This window comes from Agrobacterium vitis (assembly GCF_037039395.1).
GTDB classification, from domain to species: Bacteria; Pseudomonadota; Alphaproteobacteria; order Rhizobiales; family Rhizobiaceae; genus Allorhizobium; species Allorhizobium vitis_E.
Map to the genome: position 1 here is coordinate 2501365 of NZ_CP146242.1, position 19682 is coordinate 2521046.

General features: G+C 58.6%; 14 protein-coding genes and 1 tRNA gene. 3 read left to right on the forward strand and 12 right to left on the reverse strand.

The window, feature by feature from the left end; genetic code table 11:
* Nucleotides 1-141 precede the first annotated feature (141 nt).
* The 9 genes from V6582_RS14100 to cpdR1 all read right to left on the reverse strand — a co-directional run bounded on the left by V6582_RS14100 (nt 142) and on the right by cpdR1 (nt 12742).
* Nucleotides 142-354 (reverse strand): hypothetical protein, encoded by a 213-nt coding sequence (locus tag V6582_RS14100; protein ID WP_156631826.1) that lies wholly within the window; start codon nt 352-354, stop codon nt 142-144.
* Nucleotides 355-485: 131 nt separating this feature from the next.
* Nucleotides 486-1772 carry a VWA domain-containing protein gene (locus V6582_RS14105; protein ID WP_349508875.1) on the reverse strand — a complete coding sequence of 429 codons (1287 nt, stop codon included), beginning with the start codon at nt 1770-1772 and terminating at the stop codon, nt 486-488.
* A gap of 204 nt (nt 1773-1976) precedes the next feature.
* Nucleotides 1977-2855, reverse strand: a complete 879-nt coding sequence (locus V6582_RS14110; RefSeq protein ID WP_156631828.1) for a transglutaminase family protein — start codon at nt 2853-2855, stop codon at nt 1977-1979.
* 18 nt (nt 2856-2873) lie between these two features.
* Nucleotides 2874-5264, reverse strand: coding sequence for a circularly permuted type 2 ATP-grasp protein (locus tag V6582_RS14115; protein WP_156631860.1), 2391 nt, complete (start codon nt 5262-5264; stop codon nt 2874-2876).
* Nucleotides 5265-5463: 199 nt separating this feature from the next.
* The gene (locus V6582_RS14120; protein WP_156631829.1) at nt 5464-8808 is read right to left on the reverse strand and encodes a DUF2126 domain-containing protein; all 3345 of its coding nucleotides are present in this window, start codon (nt 8806-8808) and stop codon (nt 5464-5466) included.
* A 290-nt stretch (nt 8809-9098) separates the two neighbouring features.
* Nucleotides 9099-10526 carry a mannose-1-phosphate guanylyltransferase/mannose-6-phosphate isomerase gene (locus V6582_RS14125; RefSeq protein ID WP_156631830.1) on the reverse strand — a complete coding sequence of 476 codons (1428 nt, stop codon included), beginning with the start codon at nt 10524-10526 and terminating at the stop codon, nt 9099-9101.
* Between the two features lie 189 nt (nt 10527-10715).
* Nucleotides 10716-11858, reverse strand: coding sequence for a mechanosensitive ion channel family protein (locus V6582_RS14130; RefSeq protein ID WP_156631831.1), 1143 nt, complete (start codon nt 11856-11858; stop codon nt 10716-10718).
* Between the two features lie 179 nt (nt 11859-12037).
* A tRNA-Val gene (locus V6582_RS14135) sits at nt 12038-12112 on the reverse strand.
* A gap of 264 nt (nt 12113-12376) precedes the next feature.
* On the reverse strand, nt 12377-12742 hold the full coding sequence (gene cpdR1 / locus V6582_RS14140) for a response regulator CpdR1 (protein WP_015917105.1): 366 nt from the start codon (nt 12740-12742) through the stop codon (nt 12377-12379).
* A gap of 299 nt (nt 12743-13041) precedes the next feature.
* On the opposite strand from cpdR1, the gene V6582_RS14145 reads away from it, so the two are divergent.
* Both V6582_RS14145 and hisN read left to right on the forward strand, forming a co-directional pair.
* Complete coding sequence (locus tag V6582_RS14145) at nt 13042-13938, forward strand: N-formylglutamate amidohydrolase (protein WP_156631832.1); 897 nt, start codon at nt 13042-13044, stop codon at nt 13936-13938.
* Between the two features lie 368 nt (nt 13939-14306).
* Nucleotides 14307-15080: a histidinol-phosphatase gene (gene hisN / locus V6582_RS14150; RefSeq protein ID WP_156631833.1), complete on the forward strand. Its 774-nt coding sequence runs from the start codon at nt 14307-14309 to the stop codon at nt 15078-15080.
* Nucleotides 15081-15200: 120 nt separating this feature from the next.
* On the opposite strand, the gene V6582_RS14155 is transcribed toward hisN, so the two are convergent.
* Nucleotides 15201-16250: a hypothetical protein gene (locus V6582_RS14155; protein ID WP_156631834.1), complete on the reverse strand. Its 1050-nt coding sequence runs from the start codon at nt 16248-16250 to the stop codon at nt 15201-15203.
* 337 nt (nt 16251-16587) lie between these two features.
* A complete protein-coding gene (locus V6582_RS14160) occupies nt 16588-17595 on the reverse strand; it encodes an alpha/beta fold hydrolase (protein WP_156631835.1) in 1008 nt (335 codons plus the stop codon).
* A 436-nt stretch (nt 17596-18031) separates the two neighbouring features.
* Here V6582_RS14160 and V6582_RS14165 point away from each other — a divergent pair, with 436 nt between their 5' ends.
* On the forward strand, nt 18032-18499 hold the full coding sequence (locus V6582_RS14165) for an Hsp20 family protein (RefSeq protein ID WP_015917100.1): 468 nt from the start codon (nt 18032-18034) through the stop codon (nt 18497-18499).
* 87 nt (nt 18500-18586) lie between these two features.
* On the opposite strand, the gene V6582_RS14170 is transcribed toward V6582_RS14165, so the two are convergent.
* Nucleotides 18587-19633 carry a threonine aldolase family protein gene (locus V6582_RS14170; RefSeq protein ID WP_156631836.1) on the reverse strand — a complete coding sequence of 349 codons (1047 nt, stop codon included), beginning with the start codon at nt 19631-19633 and terminating at the stop codon, nt 18587-18589.
* Nucleotides 19634-19682 lie beyond the last annotated feature (49 nt).

A 19682-nucleotide genomic window follows, 5' to 3' on the forward strand; every position in this document is an offset into this window, starting at 1 on the left:
CTTGGGATTATTGTTGCGTCCGCACTTTGTGCGGATACTTCGCCCTTTGCGCCATCACGAAAGCTTGGAGGGCCCGCGATAATCGCGAGATGTTGGGGATGGGCCGCAAGGATGCGGCCAGCCCGCAAGCCATTTTCCCCGCTACTTGTCGGCCATGGACGGCAGAAAGTCCTCGACCTGTTTGCGCTCGCCCTCTTCCAGCACCTCGATGTGTTCGGCCCAGAATTTGGCGGCTTCCGCCGGTTCGCCTTCCCATTTGCGGGTATCGGTGATGTTGTCATCCATCTTCAATTTCCGGGTGCCGCCCAGTTCCAGATAGCGTTTTGCCAGTTTCAGCGACGGTGTGTCTTCCATGGTTCGCTCCTTGTGTTTCAAGGAGGCTAAAGGCTGGCCAGAGGCGGAAAGTTCCAGACATCTTCGTCCAGCCCAGGTTTCGCTCACTCCCAGGTTGTTTTTCGATTGCCCTGGAGCGATTTGGCCACCAATCAGTTGGTCAGGCGGGTCGAGGTGGAGGTCGCTTTCTTGCCGATTTCCCCGAAGGCGGCGACAAGGCTGGCCGCATCGGTCGCCTCGTAATAGTGCGAGGCGTCACTGGCGCAGGCACTGAGCAGCGACTTGCCTTTGTCGGGTGCCATGAACGCAACAGTATAGATCTGGATGCCATCGGCCTTGATGCTTGTGCATTGGCTGCGCACGGCGGAGTCGATGCTGGAGCTCCAGCTGCTGCTGTTGCCGGTCATTTCCCCGTCCGTCATGAACACAATGTAGCGGCCAATCTTGCTGACGCTTGATACATTATGGGCGGTAATCTCTGTCTTGTTGGATGTTTGCAGCGCGCTATAGGCAGCACTCAGCGCGCCTCTGGCATCGGTGCCGCCGGTGGCGCTGAGCGCGTTGACGTAGGTGACGACATTGGCGGTTCCCCAGCTCATCGCCTGGGCGGTATCAGCACTGGCATTGTAGGAATCGGCGCCGGTGCGCACATATTCACTGTTTGGATCGGCCTTCTTGAGCTGTGAGGCCAGATCCGCGACGGCCAGCTTCAGCGACTCGATCTTCGTGTATTTTTTTGTGCAGCTATAGCTCGTCGTCGTGGTCTTCTTGTTGTAGCCATAGCCAGACGTCGTGGTTTTGGTGCAGGTCCCCGTGTAGGTCGTCGTCGTTTCGTCGTTCATCGAACCTGATCGGTCGAGCACCAGATACATCGAAAGCGGGCTCTCGGAGGCCGTGGTCGCGGCCTGGGCCTTGCCATAGGCCTTCAGCGTCACCGTCTCCCACCCCAAAACCCTCGAAAGCGCATTCATGGTGATGGTATAGCTACCTGTCAGTTCTACGTCATAGGCGGTCGATGAGCTGTTGACCTGAGTAGTCTTGACGGAAATATCCGGTTCCGGCTGTGTGATCTGGTCCACCGAACTGGTGTTCTCGTCTCTGGCCATGGTATTGGCCAGCTGCGAGGAAAGGAAGCTCTTGGCAAGGGCAATGGCGTCAGCCTCGCTCATGCCGTTGCTCATTGCCGAGGCGGCAGCAAGGGCTGCTGCATCCACCGAGCTTTGCAGGGCGCTTTTTGATTGCACCGTCTCCGTCGCATCCATCGCCAGGCCTGCCACGCCGATGGACACCGGCAGGAGAACAGCGGTCATCATGCCGAAATTGCCACCTGTATGGCGCAGCAGGGGAATTGCCAAAGCGGCGGATCGCCGTGCTTTCGAGGCGAGCAAACGACAGGCACGCAAATGAGGGCTAAGCGCCGAAATGACCATCATGTCCATCCGTGACGTTGATCCGGCACCTGTCATCTCTTCAGTGAAACGAAAGCGTCGGTCGTGTTTCCTGCAACAGGACCGTGGCTTGACGATCCGCATCGCTGCTGAGGAATTGATAGGACACACTGCTTGCAACTGGCTTAATGGGGTTGCTCAAATGCAACCTATTCCTGAAATAGTGCGGTTGAAACGGCGGCGATATTCGCCTCGTCAGCCAATCGGAATCAGGTCCACCGCCTGGACGGTCGTGTGGCTGCCATAGCCTTTCAAAACGCCGATGACAGGCGCGACATCGGAATAGTCACGGCCATAGGCGACGACGACATGGTCGGTGCCGGCGGTGATATTATTGGTCGGGTCAAGCTCGACCCAGCCGACGGTTTTGCCGCACCAGACCCTGACCCAGGCATGCATGGCGTCGGCGCCTGCCAGCCGTTCCTTGCCTGGCGGCGGAATGGTGCGCAGGAAGCCGCTGACATAGCCCGAGGGAATGCCGAGGCTGCGCAGCGCCACGATCATGATATGGGAAAAATCCTGGCAGACCCCCTTTTTCAGCGCAAAGGCTTGTTTCGGGGTGGTATCGACAGTGGTGGCCTTGGGGTCGTATTTGAAATCCTTGTGGATGCGGGCGCAAAGCTGTTCAGCGATTTGGCGCACCGTCATGCCGGGCTTCACGACGGAGCGGGCATAGGCGGCAATATCGGGGTTTTCAGGCAGCCGTGGGCTCGATCCGGTGAAATGATGCGGGGAGGCTGGCTCCAGAGACCAATATTCGAAAAGCTCGACCGCAAGCCTTTCGGGCAATGGAGAAAAATCCGCGGTGAACGGCTGGCTGTCCACCTGAATACGGGCCTGAAGGCGGATATCCAGTGTGTCATGGGAAGAACGATAGGCGAAAGTCGTGGTGGGATGCGCGAAAAAATCGGCAAAGCCGGTACGCTCATCCGGCTGCGGCTCGATGGAAATCGAACCGGCGATTAGCCTTTGCCGCTCCGGCAGCGAGATCGGCATGATACGCAGGATATGACGTCCGCCAGCGGCCGCCACATCGTAGTCATAGCCCATATGCAAGGTCAGGTCATACAGCATGGTTGCGTCTTTGCGTGCTCATCCGAGATAGGTTTGCGCTAAGAGATCAGACAGCAATTCCAGTTCTTTTTCCAGATGATTGTAGATCTCAGGCGTCATCATTTCCGGCGTCATCACCGCCACGCTTGAATGCAGCCTGACGGTTTCGCGCAGGAAGCGCGACATTTGGCCGTTGACCTTGGCATTGGGCAATTGTTCCACTTCATTGTGGATCTCGTTGAGCTGAAACAGGATGGAGCGCGGGTTGAGCGGATCGAGCGCCAGAAGATCGGTCACGGTCAGATAGGCGGTGTTGACATTATAACGCCGCCGATGGGTCATGACGTTGTCACCGATCTCCAGCAGCATGTCGAGCGCGCCGTCTGGTGCGTCCTGCCCCGCCATATGACCCAGCAGCCGGGTCATGTGCATGCCACGCTCCAGGTAGCGGCCGATAGCGAGGAACCTCCAGCCGGTGAAGCGATACATGTTTTCATGCACCAGACCGGCAAAACCCGCCAGCTTGCGCAGCAGGATGGTCATGGCATGCGAGGCGTCGTCGCCCGGCTTGATCTTTTCATGGAAGCGGCGTGCGGTCTTGGCGAGATCATTCAGTGCCAGCCAGCCATCCGGTGAGAACCGGTCGCGGATATTGCTGGCCGAGTAGACGGCGCTGTTGATATTGCCGAGCAGGCTTTCCGGCACGCCCTGGTCTGTATTGATGTCCAGCGCTTCGAGATATTCGCTGACAAAGGCCAGAAGCGGCTGTTTCGGATCGGCTGTTTCGGCAAAGCGTGCATTCCAGGCGCGCAGAATTCTAAGCGCGCCTTCGGCCCGTTCGATATAGCGGCCCAGCCAGAACAGGTTATCGGCGGCGCGGCTGGGCAGGCTGCCCGGCATGTTGCGGGTAAACTGTTCTTCGGCTGGCAGCAGCGTGATCCGCTCGACCGGCTTGTCGGAAACGATCCACACATCGGCGGCAGATCCGCCAGCCTGCATGGCCATCGCCGCCACATCGCTGCCGCTGCCGATCCGCCCGAACCCGCCCGGCATGATCTGCCAGCCATCCCTGGTGCGCGCCGCAAACACCCGCAAGCTCATCGGCCTCGGTTGCAGCCTGCCATCGACCATGGCGGGGGTGGTGGAGAGCGTCACGGCTTCCTGGCCGACCAGCTTGGCACCGTCGGTTTCCAGCCAGCCGGCAATCGATTGCTGAGCGGTTTCCCGCAAGGTCGCGCCCAGGACCGATTGCCTGTTGTCATCGAAAAACGGCTGGCGCGAATAGGCCGGGCCGATCACCATTTTCTCGATATTGTGGGCGACATGGTCGCGCTCCTGCTTCTGCCCGCACCACCATGTGGCAATCGAGGGCAGCAGCAGATCCTCGCCCAGCAGATGCCGACAGATGGTGGGCAGGAAAGCCATCAGCGCCCGGGTTTCCAGAATGCCGGAACCGAGTGCGTTGACGAAGGTGACCGCATTGTTGCGCAGCGCCTGCACCACGCCCGGTGTGCCGATATGGCTGAGCTGGTTCAGTTCCAGAGGATCGGCAAAGGCCGCATCCAGACGTCGCCACAGCACCCCGATCGGCTTCAGCCCGGCCACGGTGCGCACCATCACCTTGCCGTTGACCACAGTCAGATCCTCGCCCTCCAGCAGCATGATGCCGAGATAGCGGGCAATATAGGCATGTTCGAAATAGGTTTCATTGGCCGGGCCGGGGGACAGCACGGCGATCCGGTCATCAGGGCTTTGCTTATGGCCCTGAAGCGCATCACGAAACGCCCCGAAGAACGAGGCAAGCCGGTGGACATGGGTTTCGGCATAGATGTCGGAAAAGGCCCGGGCCGTCGCCACGCGGTTTTCCAGCGCAAATCCGGCCCCGGAGGGGGCCTGCGTGCGGTCGGCCAGCACCCACCAGGCGCCATCCGGCCCACGGCCGATCTCGAACGAACAAAAATGCAGGTAATGGCCACCCGCCGGTTTCACCCCGACCAGGGGTCGCAGAAATTCACCATTGGCGGCAATCAGTGCGGGCGGAATGAAGCCTTCCTGTACCAGCCTGTTATCACTGTAGATATCGGCGACAACCTGTTCCAGCAATTCGGCCCGCTGCACCAGCCCGCGCGCCAGAACCTGCCATTCGGCATCGGCGATCAACACCGGAATATGGGAAAACGGCCAGGCCCGCTCGGTGGGACCGGCAGACCCGTAGGCGCGGTAGAAGACCCCGGCATCGCGCAGATAGCGGTCGGCACGGGCAAAGCGCTCGTGCAATTGCTCTTCATCCATGCCGTTGATGGCGGCGACGAAATTCTGCCAGACCGGACGGATGTTGCCATCCCGGTCCAGCATTTCATCGGCAGCACCGGGCAAGGCCCGGTAGCCATCGGCAAATGCCGCTCCGGGGTCTTTTTCCAGCCTGTCCATCTCAATGGCCGTACGCTTGGTCATCTTCATTCCTGCCGAAGCATGTCGTCTCCGCAAAACCGTTTCACATTTTTACGCGACATAGCTTCTTGTTGGCGCATGTCGTTGCCGTAAAACCGTTTCACACTTTTACGCGACATGCTTTCTTGCCGAAGCATGTCGTCTCCGTAAAACCGCTACACACTTTTACGCGACATGCTTAAATCCCCTGTGGTCGCCGCAAATCCAATGTGTGCGGAAATTCCGGCGAGACGGCTTCCGGCCACAGCGGATAAGATCCGGCTGTATGACCCCAGGGTTCGAACCGCGCAAGCCGCCGGGCCTCCGCTTCATTACCATTCACAGGGAAAGTATCATAACTGCGACCACCGGGATGCGCGACATGATACACACAACCGCCAATCGACCGCCCTGTCCATATATCATAAACGTCGAATGTTAGCGGTGTGTTTACAGGCAGGACCGGATGCAGGCCCGATGCCGGTTGCCAGGCCTTGTAGCGCACGCCGGCGACGGCCACGCCATTGGTGCCGCTTTTCTTCAGCGGCAGGCGGCGGCCATTGCAGGCAATGGTGTAACGGTCGGGATTGGCGGTCTCCAGCTTGACCTGCAAACGCTCGACGGAACTATCGACATAGCGCACCGTCCCGCCGATGGCACCTTCCTCGCCCATCACATGCCAGGGCTCCAGCGCCTGGCGCAGCTCCAGTTTGCTGTCTTCGTATTCCACCTGTCCGACGAAGGGGAAGCGGAATTCGAGCTGGGCTGCAAACCATTCCGGCTTGAAATCGAAACCGTGTTCGCGCAGGTCGGCCAGAACTTCGAGGAAATCCTGCCAGAGATAATGCGGCAGCATGAAGCGGTCGTGCAGCGCCGTGCCCCAGCGCACGAAATTTCCGCCGATCGGGTTCTTCCAGAACCGTGCGATCAGCGCCCGCACCAGCAATTGCTGGGCCAGCGACATGCGGGCATTCGGCGGCATTTCAAAGCCACGGAATTCGACCAGACCCAGTCTGCCTGTCGGCCCGTCCGGCGAGAACAGCTTGTCGATGCAGATTTCCGAGCGATGGGTGTTGCCGGTGACATCGGTCAGCAGGTTGCGAAACAGCCGGTCGACCAGCCAGGGCAGGGGCGGCAGAGTTCCATTGCCCGGCATGGGGATCTGGGCCAGGGCGATTTCCAGCTCATAGAGCGTATCATGGCGGGCCTCGTCAAAGCGCGGCGCCTGGCTGGTCGGGCCAATGAACATGCCCGAGAACATGTAGGACAAAGCCGGATGGCGCTGCCAATGCAGGACCAGGCTTTTCAGCAGATCCGGGCGGCGCAGGAACGGGCTGTCGCCGGGATTGGCGCCGCCAACCACCACATGGTTGCCACCGCCGGTGCCGGTATGACGACCGTCGATCATGAATTTGTCGGCGCCAAGCCGCGTCTGGCGAGCCTCTTCATAGATGATATCGGTGGTGGCCACGCAATCCTGCCAGCTATCGGCGGGGTGGATATTCACCTCGATAACGCCTGGATCGGGCGCGACGCGGATGACATTTATGCGCTCGTCCTGCGGCGGGGCATAGCCTTCGATGTGGATCGGCAGGCCAAGATTGCGCGCGGCGGTCTCGGCGGCGGCAACCAGTTCCAGATAGTCCTCGATCCGCTCCACCGGCGGCATGAACACGCAGAGCCGGCCATCGCGCGGCTCGACGCTCATCGCCGTGCGCACCGCGCCGGTGATATCCCCAGCCGATCCGGCAATATTCTGTTCGTTGCGGTCCTGCTGAGTATCGCTGGTCTTGCGCGAGGCTTCCGACAGCGCCCGGCCTTCGCGAGTATCCGGGCCGAAATCCGGCAGAGGCGCACGCGGAATGGACGGGTCAGCCGTGTGGATATAGGGATATTGCGAGGGCGGCACATAGGGCAGGGTGCCGAGCGGCATACGAAAGCCGACGGGACTGTCGCCTGGAATGAGGAAGATCTTGCCGCGCCGGGTGCGCCATTTCTCGCTGATCCAGCGTCGCCCGCTGGCCTTGGCGTTCCAGGCCTGGACCGGCAGGATATAGCCGGTCGGGATCGTCAAGCCGCGCTCGAACACCTTGGCGATGCGGGCGCGCTCTTCGGGGCTTTCCAGCTTGGAATTGGACGGATCGACATTTTCCGGCAGGCTGCCTTCCTTGATGATCCAGGCTGCGGGATCTTCATAGGCCGGCAGGATCATGTCAGGCTCGATCTCTAGCTCGGTGGCAATGCCGGCCATCAGCGCCTCGGCTTGCTCGTGGCTCACATTGGTATCGGCCTGTTCGGTGGCGATCAGGTCTGGATTATGCCAGATCGGCTTGCCATCCTTGCGCCAGTAGAGCGAGAACGTCCAACGGGGCAGGCTTTCCCCCGGATACCATTTGCCCTGGCCGTAATGCAGGAAGCCACCGGGCGCAAAGCGGGTGCGCAGTTTTCGGATCAATTGATCGGCCAGTGCCCGCTTGGTCGGGCCAACCGCATCGGTATTCCATTCCGCCGACTGGAAATCGTCGATCGACACGAAGGTCGGCTCGCCGCCCATGGTCAGGCGCACGTCATGGGCTTTCAGATCGCCATCGACCTTCAGGCCAAGCGCGTTCAGCGCCTCCCAGCTTTCATCGGAAAACGGCTTGGTGATGCGCGGATGCTCGGCAACCCGTGTCACCTTCATATCGAAATCGAAATCGGTCTTCGCTTCACCGAAATAGCCGCCGGAAATCGGCGCGGCATTTTTGTAATGCGGCGTGGCGGCCAGCGGAATATGGCTTTCGCCGGTCATCAGGCCGGAGGTCGGGTCCAGGCCAATCCAGCCGGCGCCGGGAATATAGGCTTCCGCCCAGGCATGCAGGTCGGTGAAATCCACCTTGGTGCCGGAAGGCCCATCGAGCGCTTCCAGATCCGGCTTCAGCTGGATCAGATAGCCGGAGACGAAGCGGGCGGCAAAGCCCAGATGCCGCAGAATCTGCACCAGCAGCCAGCTGGTATCGCGGCAGGAGCCGCGCGCCGAAGTCAGCGTTTCATCCGGTGTCTGCACGCCCGGCTCCAGGCGGATCACATAGCCGATTTCGCTTTGCAGGCGGGCATTGAGCCCGACGATCATATCGACGGTGCCCTGGCCGGGCGTCATGTCCAGGGTCTTGAGATAGGCGTCGAGGGCGGGGCTGTCCGGCTCTGGTTTCTTGTAGATCGCCAGATCCTCGCGGATATCCTCCGGGTATTCGAAGGGCCAGGTGACGGCCTCTTCCTCCGTGAAGAAATCGAAGGGATTGTAGATGCTCATATCGGCGGTGAGATCGACCTCGATCTTGAACTCGGTGACCGGGTCGGGAAACACGAAGCGGGCCAGATAGTTGCCGTAAGGGTCCTGCTGGAGATTGACGAAGTGGTTTTCAGGCGTAACCTTGAGGGAGTGGCTCAGAACCTTGGTTCTGGAATGGGCCGCCGGTTTCAGGCGAATGATCTGCGGCCCCAGGCGGATCGGCGTGTCATATTTATAATGGGTGAGATGATAAATGCTTGCCTTGATCGCCATGAAACCCCTCGTCCGTGGTCCGGACCTAATGCCATTCTGATTGTGCCTGATCTTGTGCAATGCACAGAAATAAAGCAAGTCAGGTTCTTGGGTTTTTGGTGGGCAGTGTTTTGGGTAGCACAAGGCGATGAAGTGTCTTCACTCTCGGGCTTGTCCTTAGGATCTGTTTTATGACTCTAAGTCTTTGATATTATTGACTGAAAGTTGGTGGTCTGATGCCCGGCAGAAGGCCGAGCACCACGTTGTGTTCAATCGTTGGCTTTACCAGTAAGCCCGACCGCAAAAACCCCTCAGGTCCGCCCGAACTCATCGACCAGCCGGACGATATCGTCCTCACCCAGATAGGAGCCGGTCTGGATTTCGATCATTTCCAGCATGATCTTGCCGGGATTGCCGAGCCGATGCACAGCGCCCTGGGGAATATAGATCGACTGGTTCTCGTAAAGCATCGTCACCTTATCGTTGATCGTCACTTCGGCGGTGCCGCGCACGCAGATCCAGTGTTCGGACCGATGGAAGTGCTTTTGCAGCGACAATTTCTTTTCGGGATGGACGAACAGCCGCTTCACCTGGAACCGGTCGCCGTTGAGGATCGAGGTGTAGCCGCCCCAGGGCCGCAGTGATGTCGGGTGGGTCTCGGTGAGGTTTGCCGTCTTCTTGTTACCAGCCAGAAGCTTGACCAGATTGCCGACTTCCTGGGCCTGGTCGAGCCTGCCGACAAACACCGCGTCCTCGCTGGCAATCACCGCCACGCCGTCCATGCCCTGTACGGCCAGGTGGCTGTTGCGGGAGATAACTAGTGAATTTCGGGTGTTGTGGACGGTGGCATTGCCCTTGACGACATTGCCATCGGCATCGGCCTCGCCGATCTTCCACACCGCGTCCCAGCTGCCGAGATCCGACCATTGGATGGCGGAGGGGACGACGGCGGCATTGGCGGTCTTTTCCATCACCGCATAATCGAGGGAAATCGACGGTGCTGCGGTAAAGGCCTCGGTATTGAGCCGGATGAAATCGATATCCTTGGTAGCCTTGGCAACAGCCTCTGTCGCGGCTGCCATCACCTCTGGCGCGTAGCGTTCCAGCTCCTCGATGATATCTGTCGCGCAAAACAGGAACATGCCGGAGTTCCAGTAGTAATTTCCGGCATCGATTAAAGCCTGCGCCTTTTGCGCATCCGGCTTTTCAACGAAACGGCTGACGGCATGGGCGCCATTGCCGAGATCGGCACCCAGTTCGATATAGCCATAGCCGGTGGCCGGTTCTGTCGGAGTAATGCCGAAAGTGACGAGCTTGCCGCGTCTTGCGGCGGTGGCCGCAGCCGTGATCGAGGCCAGATAGACGGCATCAACGGTGATGGCGTGGTCGGACGCCAGCACGAGCAAGGCCGCATCAGGCCCGAACCGTTCCGCAACGACGCGGGCGGCGACGGCAATGGCGGCTGCCGTGTTGCGTGCCACCGGCTCCAGCAGGATGCCCGACAGCGCCACGCCCTGTTCGCGGGCCTGTTCGGCGACCAGGAAGCGAAATTCCTCATTGGTCACCACCAACGGTGCTTCATAGACACTGGTGTCGCTGACGCGCTGCAATGTGGACTGAAAAAGCGTTTCCTCGCCCACCACTTTCAGGAACTGCTTGGCGGCGGTGGCGCGCGACAGTGGCCACAATCTTGTGCCCTTGCCGCCTGCCATGATGACGGGGACGATTTTATCGGTCATTCTCGGTCCTTTCTGCAGAAAGCGCGCGGCCGCGATCCGGAAGGATCTGGTGGCGAAAGGCATGAAAGCGCTCCGGCCTCATAGCGGGTCTGGCGTGAGGGGGTTGTTGCATTTTTCTGCAAAACATCCAAGCGCTTCGTCGGCAGCGACTGCAGAATTCCTCAAATCGGGAGAGGATTGCGATTTCAATCAGGCGTCGATTTTCTCAGGCCGAGCTATTGCGCCGGGCTGAATTGGTGCGAATGACCCATCTTTCAAACTCTCTGGCTTTTCCTGGTGAATGCGCAGGCGCGGCAAGGCATCGGGATAGTCCTTCTGGATGAAGTCCATCAGCTTTTCGCGCACATAGCAGCGCAAGTCGAAAGCTTTTCCGGCGCTGGCGGCGGACACCAGAATGCGGATCTCCATCATCTGATCCTTCAGGTCGGTGACGGCGAGGTTGAAGACATTTCCATCCCACAACGGCGCGGACCTGACGATATCCTCGGTTTTTCGGCGCAGGGTGGAGACCGGAACGGAATAATCCATGTAAAGCATGACCGTGCCGATCAGCGCGGCGCCTTCGCGGGTCCAGTTCTGGAAAGGCTTTTCGATGAAATAATTGAGCGGCAGGACCAGTCTTCGCCAATCCCAGAGCTTCACCACCACATAGGTGGCGGTTATTTCCTCGACATGGCCGAACTCCCCTTCGACAATCAGCGCGTCATCGATGCGGATCGGCTGGGTAATGGCCAGTTGCAGCCCGGCAAACAAATTTTTCAACATCGGCTGCAAGGCGAGACCGAGAACGATACCGGCGACACCCGCCGAGGCCAGCAGGCTGACGCCATATTGGCGCACCGCCGGAAAAGACATCAGAACGGCTGCCGCCGTGAGGGCGACGATGCCGGTGGCGGCCACCCTTTCCATGATTCGGGATTGGGTGACGTGCTTGCGGGCCAGCAGATTGTCTTCGGCATCAAGCTTGAAGCGACGAAGATAGACGGTCACCCAGATATGCAGGGCGGTACGGGTCATCCATCCGACAACAATGACGAAGCACAGCAGCAGAGCATGGCGTACGATGTTGGCTGCCGCATCGCTCAAAGGTGCAAGCGCGACACCGATGGAGAGCGTCCAGGTCAGGATGGCGAGCCGCAAGGGTCGCCGGGTGCGCTGCACCAGTGAGCGCCAGAAAAGATCCCGGTTTTCCGTCAGTCGTGTCAGGATACGGAAGCCGAAGTGCTGAATTAACATGCCCGCCAGAAAAGCAAGAAGCAGGACACAAAGCGAAACAGCCCAATCCGGCATCCATGCGATGGCATGTTGCAATGTTTCAAAAATAGTCTGCATCCAAACCCATCTAGGGTGCAATGCGGTATAGAAAATAGGGAAAGGGCAAAAAAATTACCCGGGAACGGTTCTTGCAGACTAGCGCGGCGATCGCGAGCGAGGCAGTAGGCGACGATGAACCGGCCTAGGGTCTTGATATGAACCAGGCTTGTCAGATCTATAAAAGGGAAAAAATCGGATGGTGGGCGTGACAGGGATTGAACCTGTGACCCCTACGATGTCAACGTAGTGCTCTCCCGCTGAGCTACACGCCCATCCGATGGCGGGGGTAAACCATGAAACCGCCGGTTCCGTCAATAGCTATTGCGCGGTTTGGACCAAGAATTCGGCAAGCATCTGTATCTGCTGGCTTTTCCGGGTTTCTGCGCAAGCGCTTCACTGTCGTGATCTACCATGCGCCAGGGCCTGGCGCATGCATCGTTTGCCGAGCCGCTTGCGATGCGACGCATGATGGTCGCAAATCGCGGCCGATTGGAGGAATCCAATCTGGGTGAGCCAGACCGTAGAACTCTGCGGTCTCAGGCGGCGGTCAGCAGCTTGTTGACCTCGTCTACCAGGTCGCGCAGGTGGAAGGGCTTGGACAGGACCTTGGCATCCTTGGGAGCCTTGGAATCGGCGTTCAGGGCCACGGCGGCAAAGCCGGTGATGAACATCACCTTCAGGTCCGGGTCGAGTTCGGTGGCGCGGCGGGCCAGCTCGATGCCGTCCATTTCCGGCATGACGATGTCGGTCAGGAGCAGGGAGAAGGGTTCTTCCCGAAGCCTGTCATAGGCACTGGCGCCATTGTCATAGGAGGATACTTTGTATCCGGCCTTTTCCAGGGCTTTCACCAGGAAGCGGCGCATGTCGTTGTCATCTTCGGCAAGAAGTATTTTCTGAGTCATTGCTGGACCGTTACTCAACTGGGATCATGGTGTTAAGCTTTCCCAGATATTCCAGCCCGTGTAAACAGCAGGTGAAGACGGGAAAGCCGGGTGTGATTTTTCGCCACTACAGCGACCTGTCCGCGTCTTTGGCGGCGCAGACAGGTCGCTGTAGCACATTATAACTGCTGCATAAGTGCTGCATGATTCTCCTGTCATGCCGTATTCGGCTTCAGGATTAATGCAGTATGGACTTCGCGGTGGGCAACTGGCAACATATGTTTCATTATGAATTGCTGATTTGGTAAAGAAGGGGTGAGATGCAGCCGGAACGCGACGATTTCGAGCTGTTTGACGTGCGCGAACCCGAACAGCATAGCATTCCCTTTGTTTACAATTCCCCCCATAGCGGCAGAGATTATCCACAGGAGTTTCTCGCCCGTTCGCGCCTGGACAGGCTTTCCATCCGCCGTTCGGAGGATCACTTCGTCGATGAGCTGTTTGCGGCAGCGCCCGACCATGGCGCGCCCTTGCTCTACGCGAAATTTCCACGCGCCTATATCGATGTCAATCGCGAGCCTTACGAGCTCGATCCGAAGATGTTTTCCGGCTCCTTGCCGCCTTACGTCAATGCCCATTCGGTGCGCGTTGCCGGAGGGCTCGGCACGATTGCGCGGATTGTGGCCGAAAATATGGAAATCTACCGGGAGCGGTTGAGTGTAGAGGAGGGGATTGCCCGGATCGAGACGATCTACAAGCCCTATCACGCCTGCCTGCGTCGGTTGATTGCCCGCACCCATGCTCATTTCGGTGCGGCCATTCTGATTGATTGCCATTCGATGCCGGGCAATATCCGGTTGAGCGGCAGCGCCATTCGTCCTGATTTCATCATTGGCGACCGATATGGCACCAGTGCTTCGGCCGAACTGACCCATGCGGCCATGCAGGTGCTCAGCGATTTCGGATTTACGGCGGTGCGCAACAAACCCTATGCCGGTGGCTTCATCACCGAACATTACGGGCGTCCCGCCAGGGGCCTGCACGCTCTACAGATCGAAATCAACCGCGCGCTGTATGTCGATGAGACCACGTTGGAAAAACGACCGGATTTCGCCTTGCTTGCAGCCACGCTGTCGCGGTTCATCGGCCAGATGGCGGAGCTTTCCAAAGGCATTGCCACGCCCGGCCTCGGCGATGGCGCGCTCGCTGCCGAATAGAGCATCATTCCGAAAAGTAGAAGTCGACCGAAAAGTGGAAACCGGCTCTGGACCCCGCGACGCACAGCGCGATAGGGCAAAAAAAACCGCGCTCGAGGCGCGGCAAGTCTAGGGAGGAAACACCCAAGGAGGGTATTTACAGTCGAAAGACTGTAAGACGTATAATATTTTGCATTGCACAAATGTCAAGACGGTTTTGGCATTTTTTTAATCACGATTATTATTTGGGCATTTGCATCGAGGGAATGCTCGAATGGCGTGCAATTCGGTGATCTGCCGCCGTCCTGATAAATTTATGCTGGAGCGAATTCCGATCCGGCGTTTTATGCCGTAAGAAACGTCCACGTTCACCCTACCGAGGAAGCCGCATGCGCCCCGACAAGACGTTTTTCGACAGCCTCGCCGAGGCCGCCAAGGCCGAGACCCTGCCACGCTTTCGCTCAATGCTGGATGTCGTCAACAAGGATGCGGGCGGCTATGATCCCGTCACCGAAGGCGATAAGGCGGCGGAAACCGCGATCCGCGTGCTGATCGAGGCCAAGTTTCCTGATCACGGCATTCTGGGCGAGGAACATGACAATATCGGCCTTGGCCGCGATTGCGTCTGGGTGATTGATCCGATCGATGGAACGCGGGCGTTCATTTCCGGTCTGCCCACCTGGGGAACACTGATCGGTTTTCAGGAACACGGTCATGCGGTGATGGGCATGATGGACCAGCCTTTTACCGGCGAGCGTTATTTTGCCGATGGGGAGAAAGCCTGGTACAGCGGGCCGGATGGCCAGCGGCAGATCACAACGCGGGCCTGCACCGGCCTCGCGGATGCGGTGCTTTACACCACCTCACCGGATATTTTTCTGGAAGACGAGCGGCCGCGTTTCGATGCGGTGCGGGCCAAGGTGCGGCTGACCCGCTATGGCGTGGATTGCTATGCCTATGCGCTGCTGGCGGCAGGCTTTGTCGATCTGGTGATCGAAACGGGGCTGAAGCCTTATGATGTCGGCGCACTGATCCCGATCATCGAGCAAGCAGGCGGGGTGATCACCACCTGGGACGGAGGCCGCCCGGAAGCCGGTGCCAAGATCATCGCGGCAAGCTCCATCGCGGTTCATCAGCAGGCACTGGCAATTCTGGCGGGGTGATCGCCGCCGGTGCCATGCTGGATCGTCCATGATGCGGCAGATATAAACTGCTACAGCGTCCTGTGGCATATGTGCCGCAGGACGCTGTAGGGGTATTCTCAGGTCTGGTGAGACCGGCGATTAGCCGAGTATACCTGCTTGCGCTTCGATGGCCTCAATCTCGCTTGGAACCTCGCCTTGCGGCTGGTACTTTTGCAGGCCGGCATGGAACGGACATCCAGCAAATTTCGGATCGTCCTTGTAGAGCGAAACGTAATGCTCGGGAAACGCCTGATCAAGGGCTCGGATGCCAGCCTTGATGTCCGCCTTTTCATCCTTGCTCATTTTGTCGCGTGATTCGATATAGCTTTCCGTCGGATCGTCTAACTGGGTTTCCAGATACCAGAAGATCAGGCCCATCAATTTGGGCAGAACATCCTGCGCCATCGGATAGGCAGGTTCGATCTGCATGGTTTCAAGGGTTGTGGGCAGCGACATCGAGCGGAGCAGCTGGTGTCCGAGCCAATGCAGTTCCTTGGGGAAAAAGCGGAAGACGAATTGCTCATAAATCGCCGTGGCGATGAGGTTGCCGCGCTCGTGCTTCGGCTTATCCATCTCTTCTATCGCTTCGCAATAGCTGATCAGACCCGCGAAGTCCTCGGGATAGCCGTGCAGCGGCTGATTGTTCTCGGCCACGAACAGCTTGGACATTTCCAGCCAGAACCGATGGGAGGCGATCTGTTCCTTTTCCGAAATGCCCGGCAGCCCCATGCGCAACCGGAGACGGTGCATGGTTATGGCCGTAAAGGCGCAAGTATAGATATAATCTTCATTATAGGAGAATCGACCTGGATATTTCTTGGCCCAATAGGCATGCAGGTTGTTAATGCCTTCGGCGGATTTCTTGGTGCGTTCATCATGGGGGCCATAGAACCACCACAAGGCGTTGGCGCTGCTGGTCTGTTCAACGCGACTCGTGGCACGATCAACTACCTTGCCGCCATCGTCGCGCCAGACAACTTCCGCACCCCATTCCGTCACCACGAAATTCGGAAAGGTCAGCGCATAGATGAAGTTTTGCATAAAGTCGTTGAGGCCGTAGCTGCTCGACAGCCGCCAGATCCGCACATAATCCTTCTCAGGATCGAGAGATTGGATTTCGTTCTGGATCCATTTCTTAGGCGCATTCATCGTTTTTCTCCTCCCAAAAAAGCAAATTGGGCGCTGAGGCTCAGCACCCATCTTCGCTAAACAATACGAATTCGTACATTATTGATGTTCTGAATTCTGTCAATTCGGATCGTTCGCCAGCGATAAAAATCTCTTAAGGATTGCCGGGGGAGGGCCCCGCCGCATAATTTTCTCTTTAAACCGGAATCGGTTTAAAGAGAAAATTATGCGGCAGATATAAAGAGCTACAGCGAACCTTTGTGCGCCATATATGGCGCACGGCGCTGTAAAAGCCGTGCGGGATTATCGGCGGTGGGTTAGGACATCGCGGTTGGCACGCACAGGGGAAGGGGACGTGTCAAAGACCGACGAGTTCTGCCTCGCCGTCGATCTGCATCGGGTCGCTGCCGGGAATGAAGGCATGGATGGCGGCCAGCGCCTGTTCGCGGTAGCGGTCCTGTTCCTGCAACACTTCATGACGGGCGCCGGGAATGGACAGCAATTGCGCGGCGCGGAAATGCCGGGCCAGATGTTCCTGCGCACTGAAGGGCACGACGCCGTCCAGCATCGGGGCAAGCAACAGGGTAGGGATGGTGATCCCAGTCAGATGAGCGGGATCGTTGACCCGCCGGATGGCTTTTGCGCATTCATGCAGCCAGCGGGCCGAAGGCGCACTGATCGACAGTTCCGGCACGGCGGCAAAAATCGCCATATTGCGGTCGAAGCGGACGGCATCCGAGGTCAGGACATTGGTGGCGAAGGTGTGCGGCTTGCTGGCCGCAGACAAAGGCCGATTGCCAAGCCCGAGCGTTGAGGCCAGCCGCGCCAGCGCGAACACTTTTGCTGCCGACAGGGCTTCGCCATGCAGACCGACAAAGGGGGCAGACAGGACCAGCCGCGAAATGCGCCCGGACAGCCGTGGTGCTGCAGCTAGCGCGATCAATCCGCCGGTGGAATGGGCAATCATCGAAAATGGCAGACGGCAATCCGGCAGCACGACCTGTTCCAGGAACAGCTCCAGATCCTGCTCATAATCGGAAAAGCGCCGCACATGGCCCCAGCGTTTTTCCTTATCCCCTCTGGATTTCAAGGAGTTTTGCAGCAGTGTCCAGTCGGACAGGCCCTGGCCGCGCAGGTCGAAGGTGGCGACCCAAAGGCCCGCTGCGGTCAGGTCGCGGATGGTTTCGAAATATTTCTCGATGGATTCGCTGCGGCCATGCACCAGCACCACCGTGCCCTTGGCCGGGCTGATATCGCTCTTGAAAATCGCATAGCGCAGGCGAAGGCCATCGTAGCTGGTGAAGAAACCGGCGTGATGATTGTCGGGAATGGGATTGCCGTCCACGGCATGAAGCACGCTATCCATGGCCTTGCCTTTCCAAGCACAATCGTCAGTTTTTCATACCGCATATTCGCGCGGACCGAAATCGGGTCAAGGAAAAAAGCCGCCCATTGCATTGAGGCGCTTGGCATTCAAGGCCAGTAAGCTTCAAGACAAATGGGCGGCAACAAATACTGAAGACGCAGGGACGATATTCTTCAGCCACCAGGATCACTCCTGATAGGGCGACGCTAGTGCGGCCAAGGTGAACCGATGCCAAACCCGTCATTCATCAAAAATTCAGCCACAAAAAAATCGGTCGTGATGGTGCGTGCATGGTGCCGGGTCTTGAACTCGCAAATCGCCTTTCCCATCTCTTTATCGCAGGCGCCGGAAGGGCCTGCATCATCAGGCAGACACCGCCACATCAGGGGTATCTGTCTTGTCATTACCGCAACCGTCGCTTCTCAGGAGGACATCTATGCGTCACGTTGATTTTTCCCCGCTCTATCGCTCCACTGTCGGCTTCGACCGCCTGTTCACCATGCTGGACAGTCTGGGTCAGCCGGATCAGGCCCAGAGCTATCCGCCCTATAATATCGAGCGGACGGGGGACAATACCTACCGGATCACTATGGCCGTCGCCGGTTTCGATGAAACCGAACTCAGCATCGAGGCTCATGCGCATGTGCTGGCGGTCAAGGGTGAAAAGGCCCAGGAAGACCAGGCCGAACAGACCGAATTTTTGTATCGCGGCATTGCCAAGCGTGGGTTCGAGCGTCGCTTCCAGCTTGCCGATCACGTCGAGGTGACCAATGCCTCGCTCAAGAACGGCCTGCTGCATATCGATCTGCTGCGCAATATTCCAGAAGCCATGAAGCCACGCCGTATCGCGATTGCCAGCGAACCGGTCGAAGCGCCCAAGGCCATCGAGTCCCGCGTCGTCTGATCAGGGTTCGAAAGACATGAAGAAGGGCGGCTTGGTGCCGCCCTTTTGCGTTTGGGGTGTTTGTCGAAGCCGTCAGTCTTCAAATGCTCAGAGAATGTCGAGAAACTGATCGACATCCTGCTCTGTCGTGGCAAAGCTGGTGACCAGCCGGATCAAGACATTGTCCTGTCCGACCAATCCGGGCTCATCGCGTGGCACCAGCCATTCGTAGAATTTCGCGCCGCGGGCCTCGGCCTGTTTGGCGGCATCCTTGCCGATAACAGCGAAGACTTCATTGCTCTCGGTCTTCCAGGCCAGACGGGCCTTGTTGTTGTTGCTGAGACCAGCACGCATCCGGTCGGCCATGGCATTGGCGTGGCGGGCCAGATCCAGCCACAGATCATCCTTGAAATAGGCTTCCAGCTGGGCGGACACGAAGCGGGTCTTGGAAAACAGCTGCGCCGACCGCTTGCGGATATAGGGCATTTCCTCGGCCATGTCCGGGTTGAAGAATACGATGGCTTCCACGCACCAGCAGCCATTCTTGGTGCCGCCGAAGGAGAGAATATCGACGCCGCGCTTCCAGGTCATTTCGGCGGGCGTCGCATCGAGCGCCACCAGCGCATTGGCAAAACGGGCGCCATCCATGTGCAGGGGTAGGGATTTGGCGCGGGCAATGGCGCTGATCGCGGAGATCTCGTCCAGTGTATAGATGGTGCCGGCTTCGGTTGCCTGGGTGATCGTCACCGCCATGGGCCTGCCCTGATGGACGGACGGCGTGTCGAAGCGCGAAACGGCGGTGTGAAGGGCTGCCGCACGCATCTTGCCGTCGCCGCCCTCGACCGGATAAAGTCGGCTGGCATGGCTGAGATATTCCGGCGCGCCACCCTCGTCGGCATTCACATGCGCGTCGAAATGACAGAAGGTGACGCCACCGGCCCGCGCCACACTGGCCAGCGCCAGCGAATTGGCCGCCGTACCGGTGCCAACGAAGAACACCGAGACTTCGCGCTCGAAAATCTCGTTGAAATGCGCTTCGACGCGCCGGTCGAGATCGCTGGTGCCATAGGCGCTGGCATAGCCCGCCGCTTCCTTCATCAGACTTTCGGCAATGGCGGGATGGGCTCCGGCCCAATTATCGGATGCAAAGAACATGATGGCTTCCTGATTGGCTGTAACGCTTGTCTATGGGCGTAGTACCCAG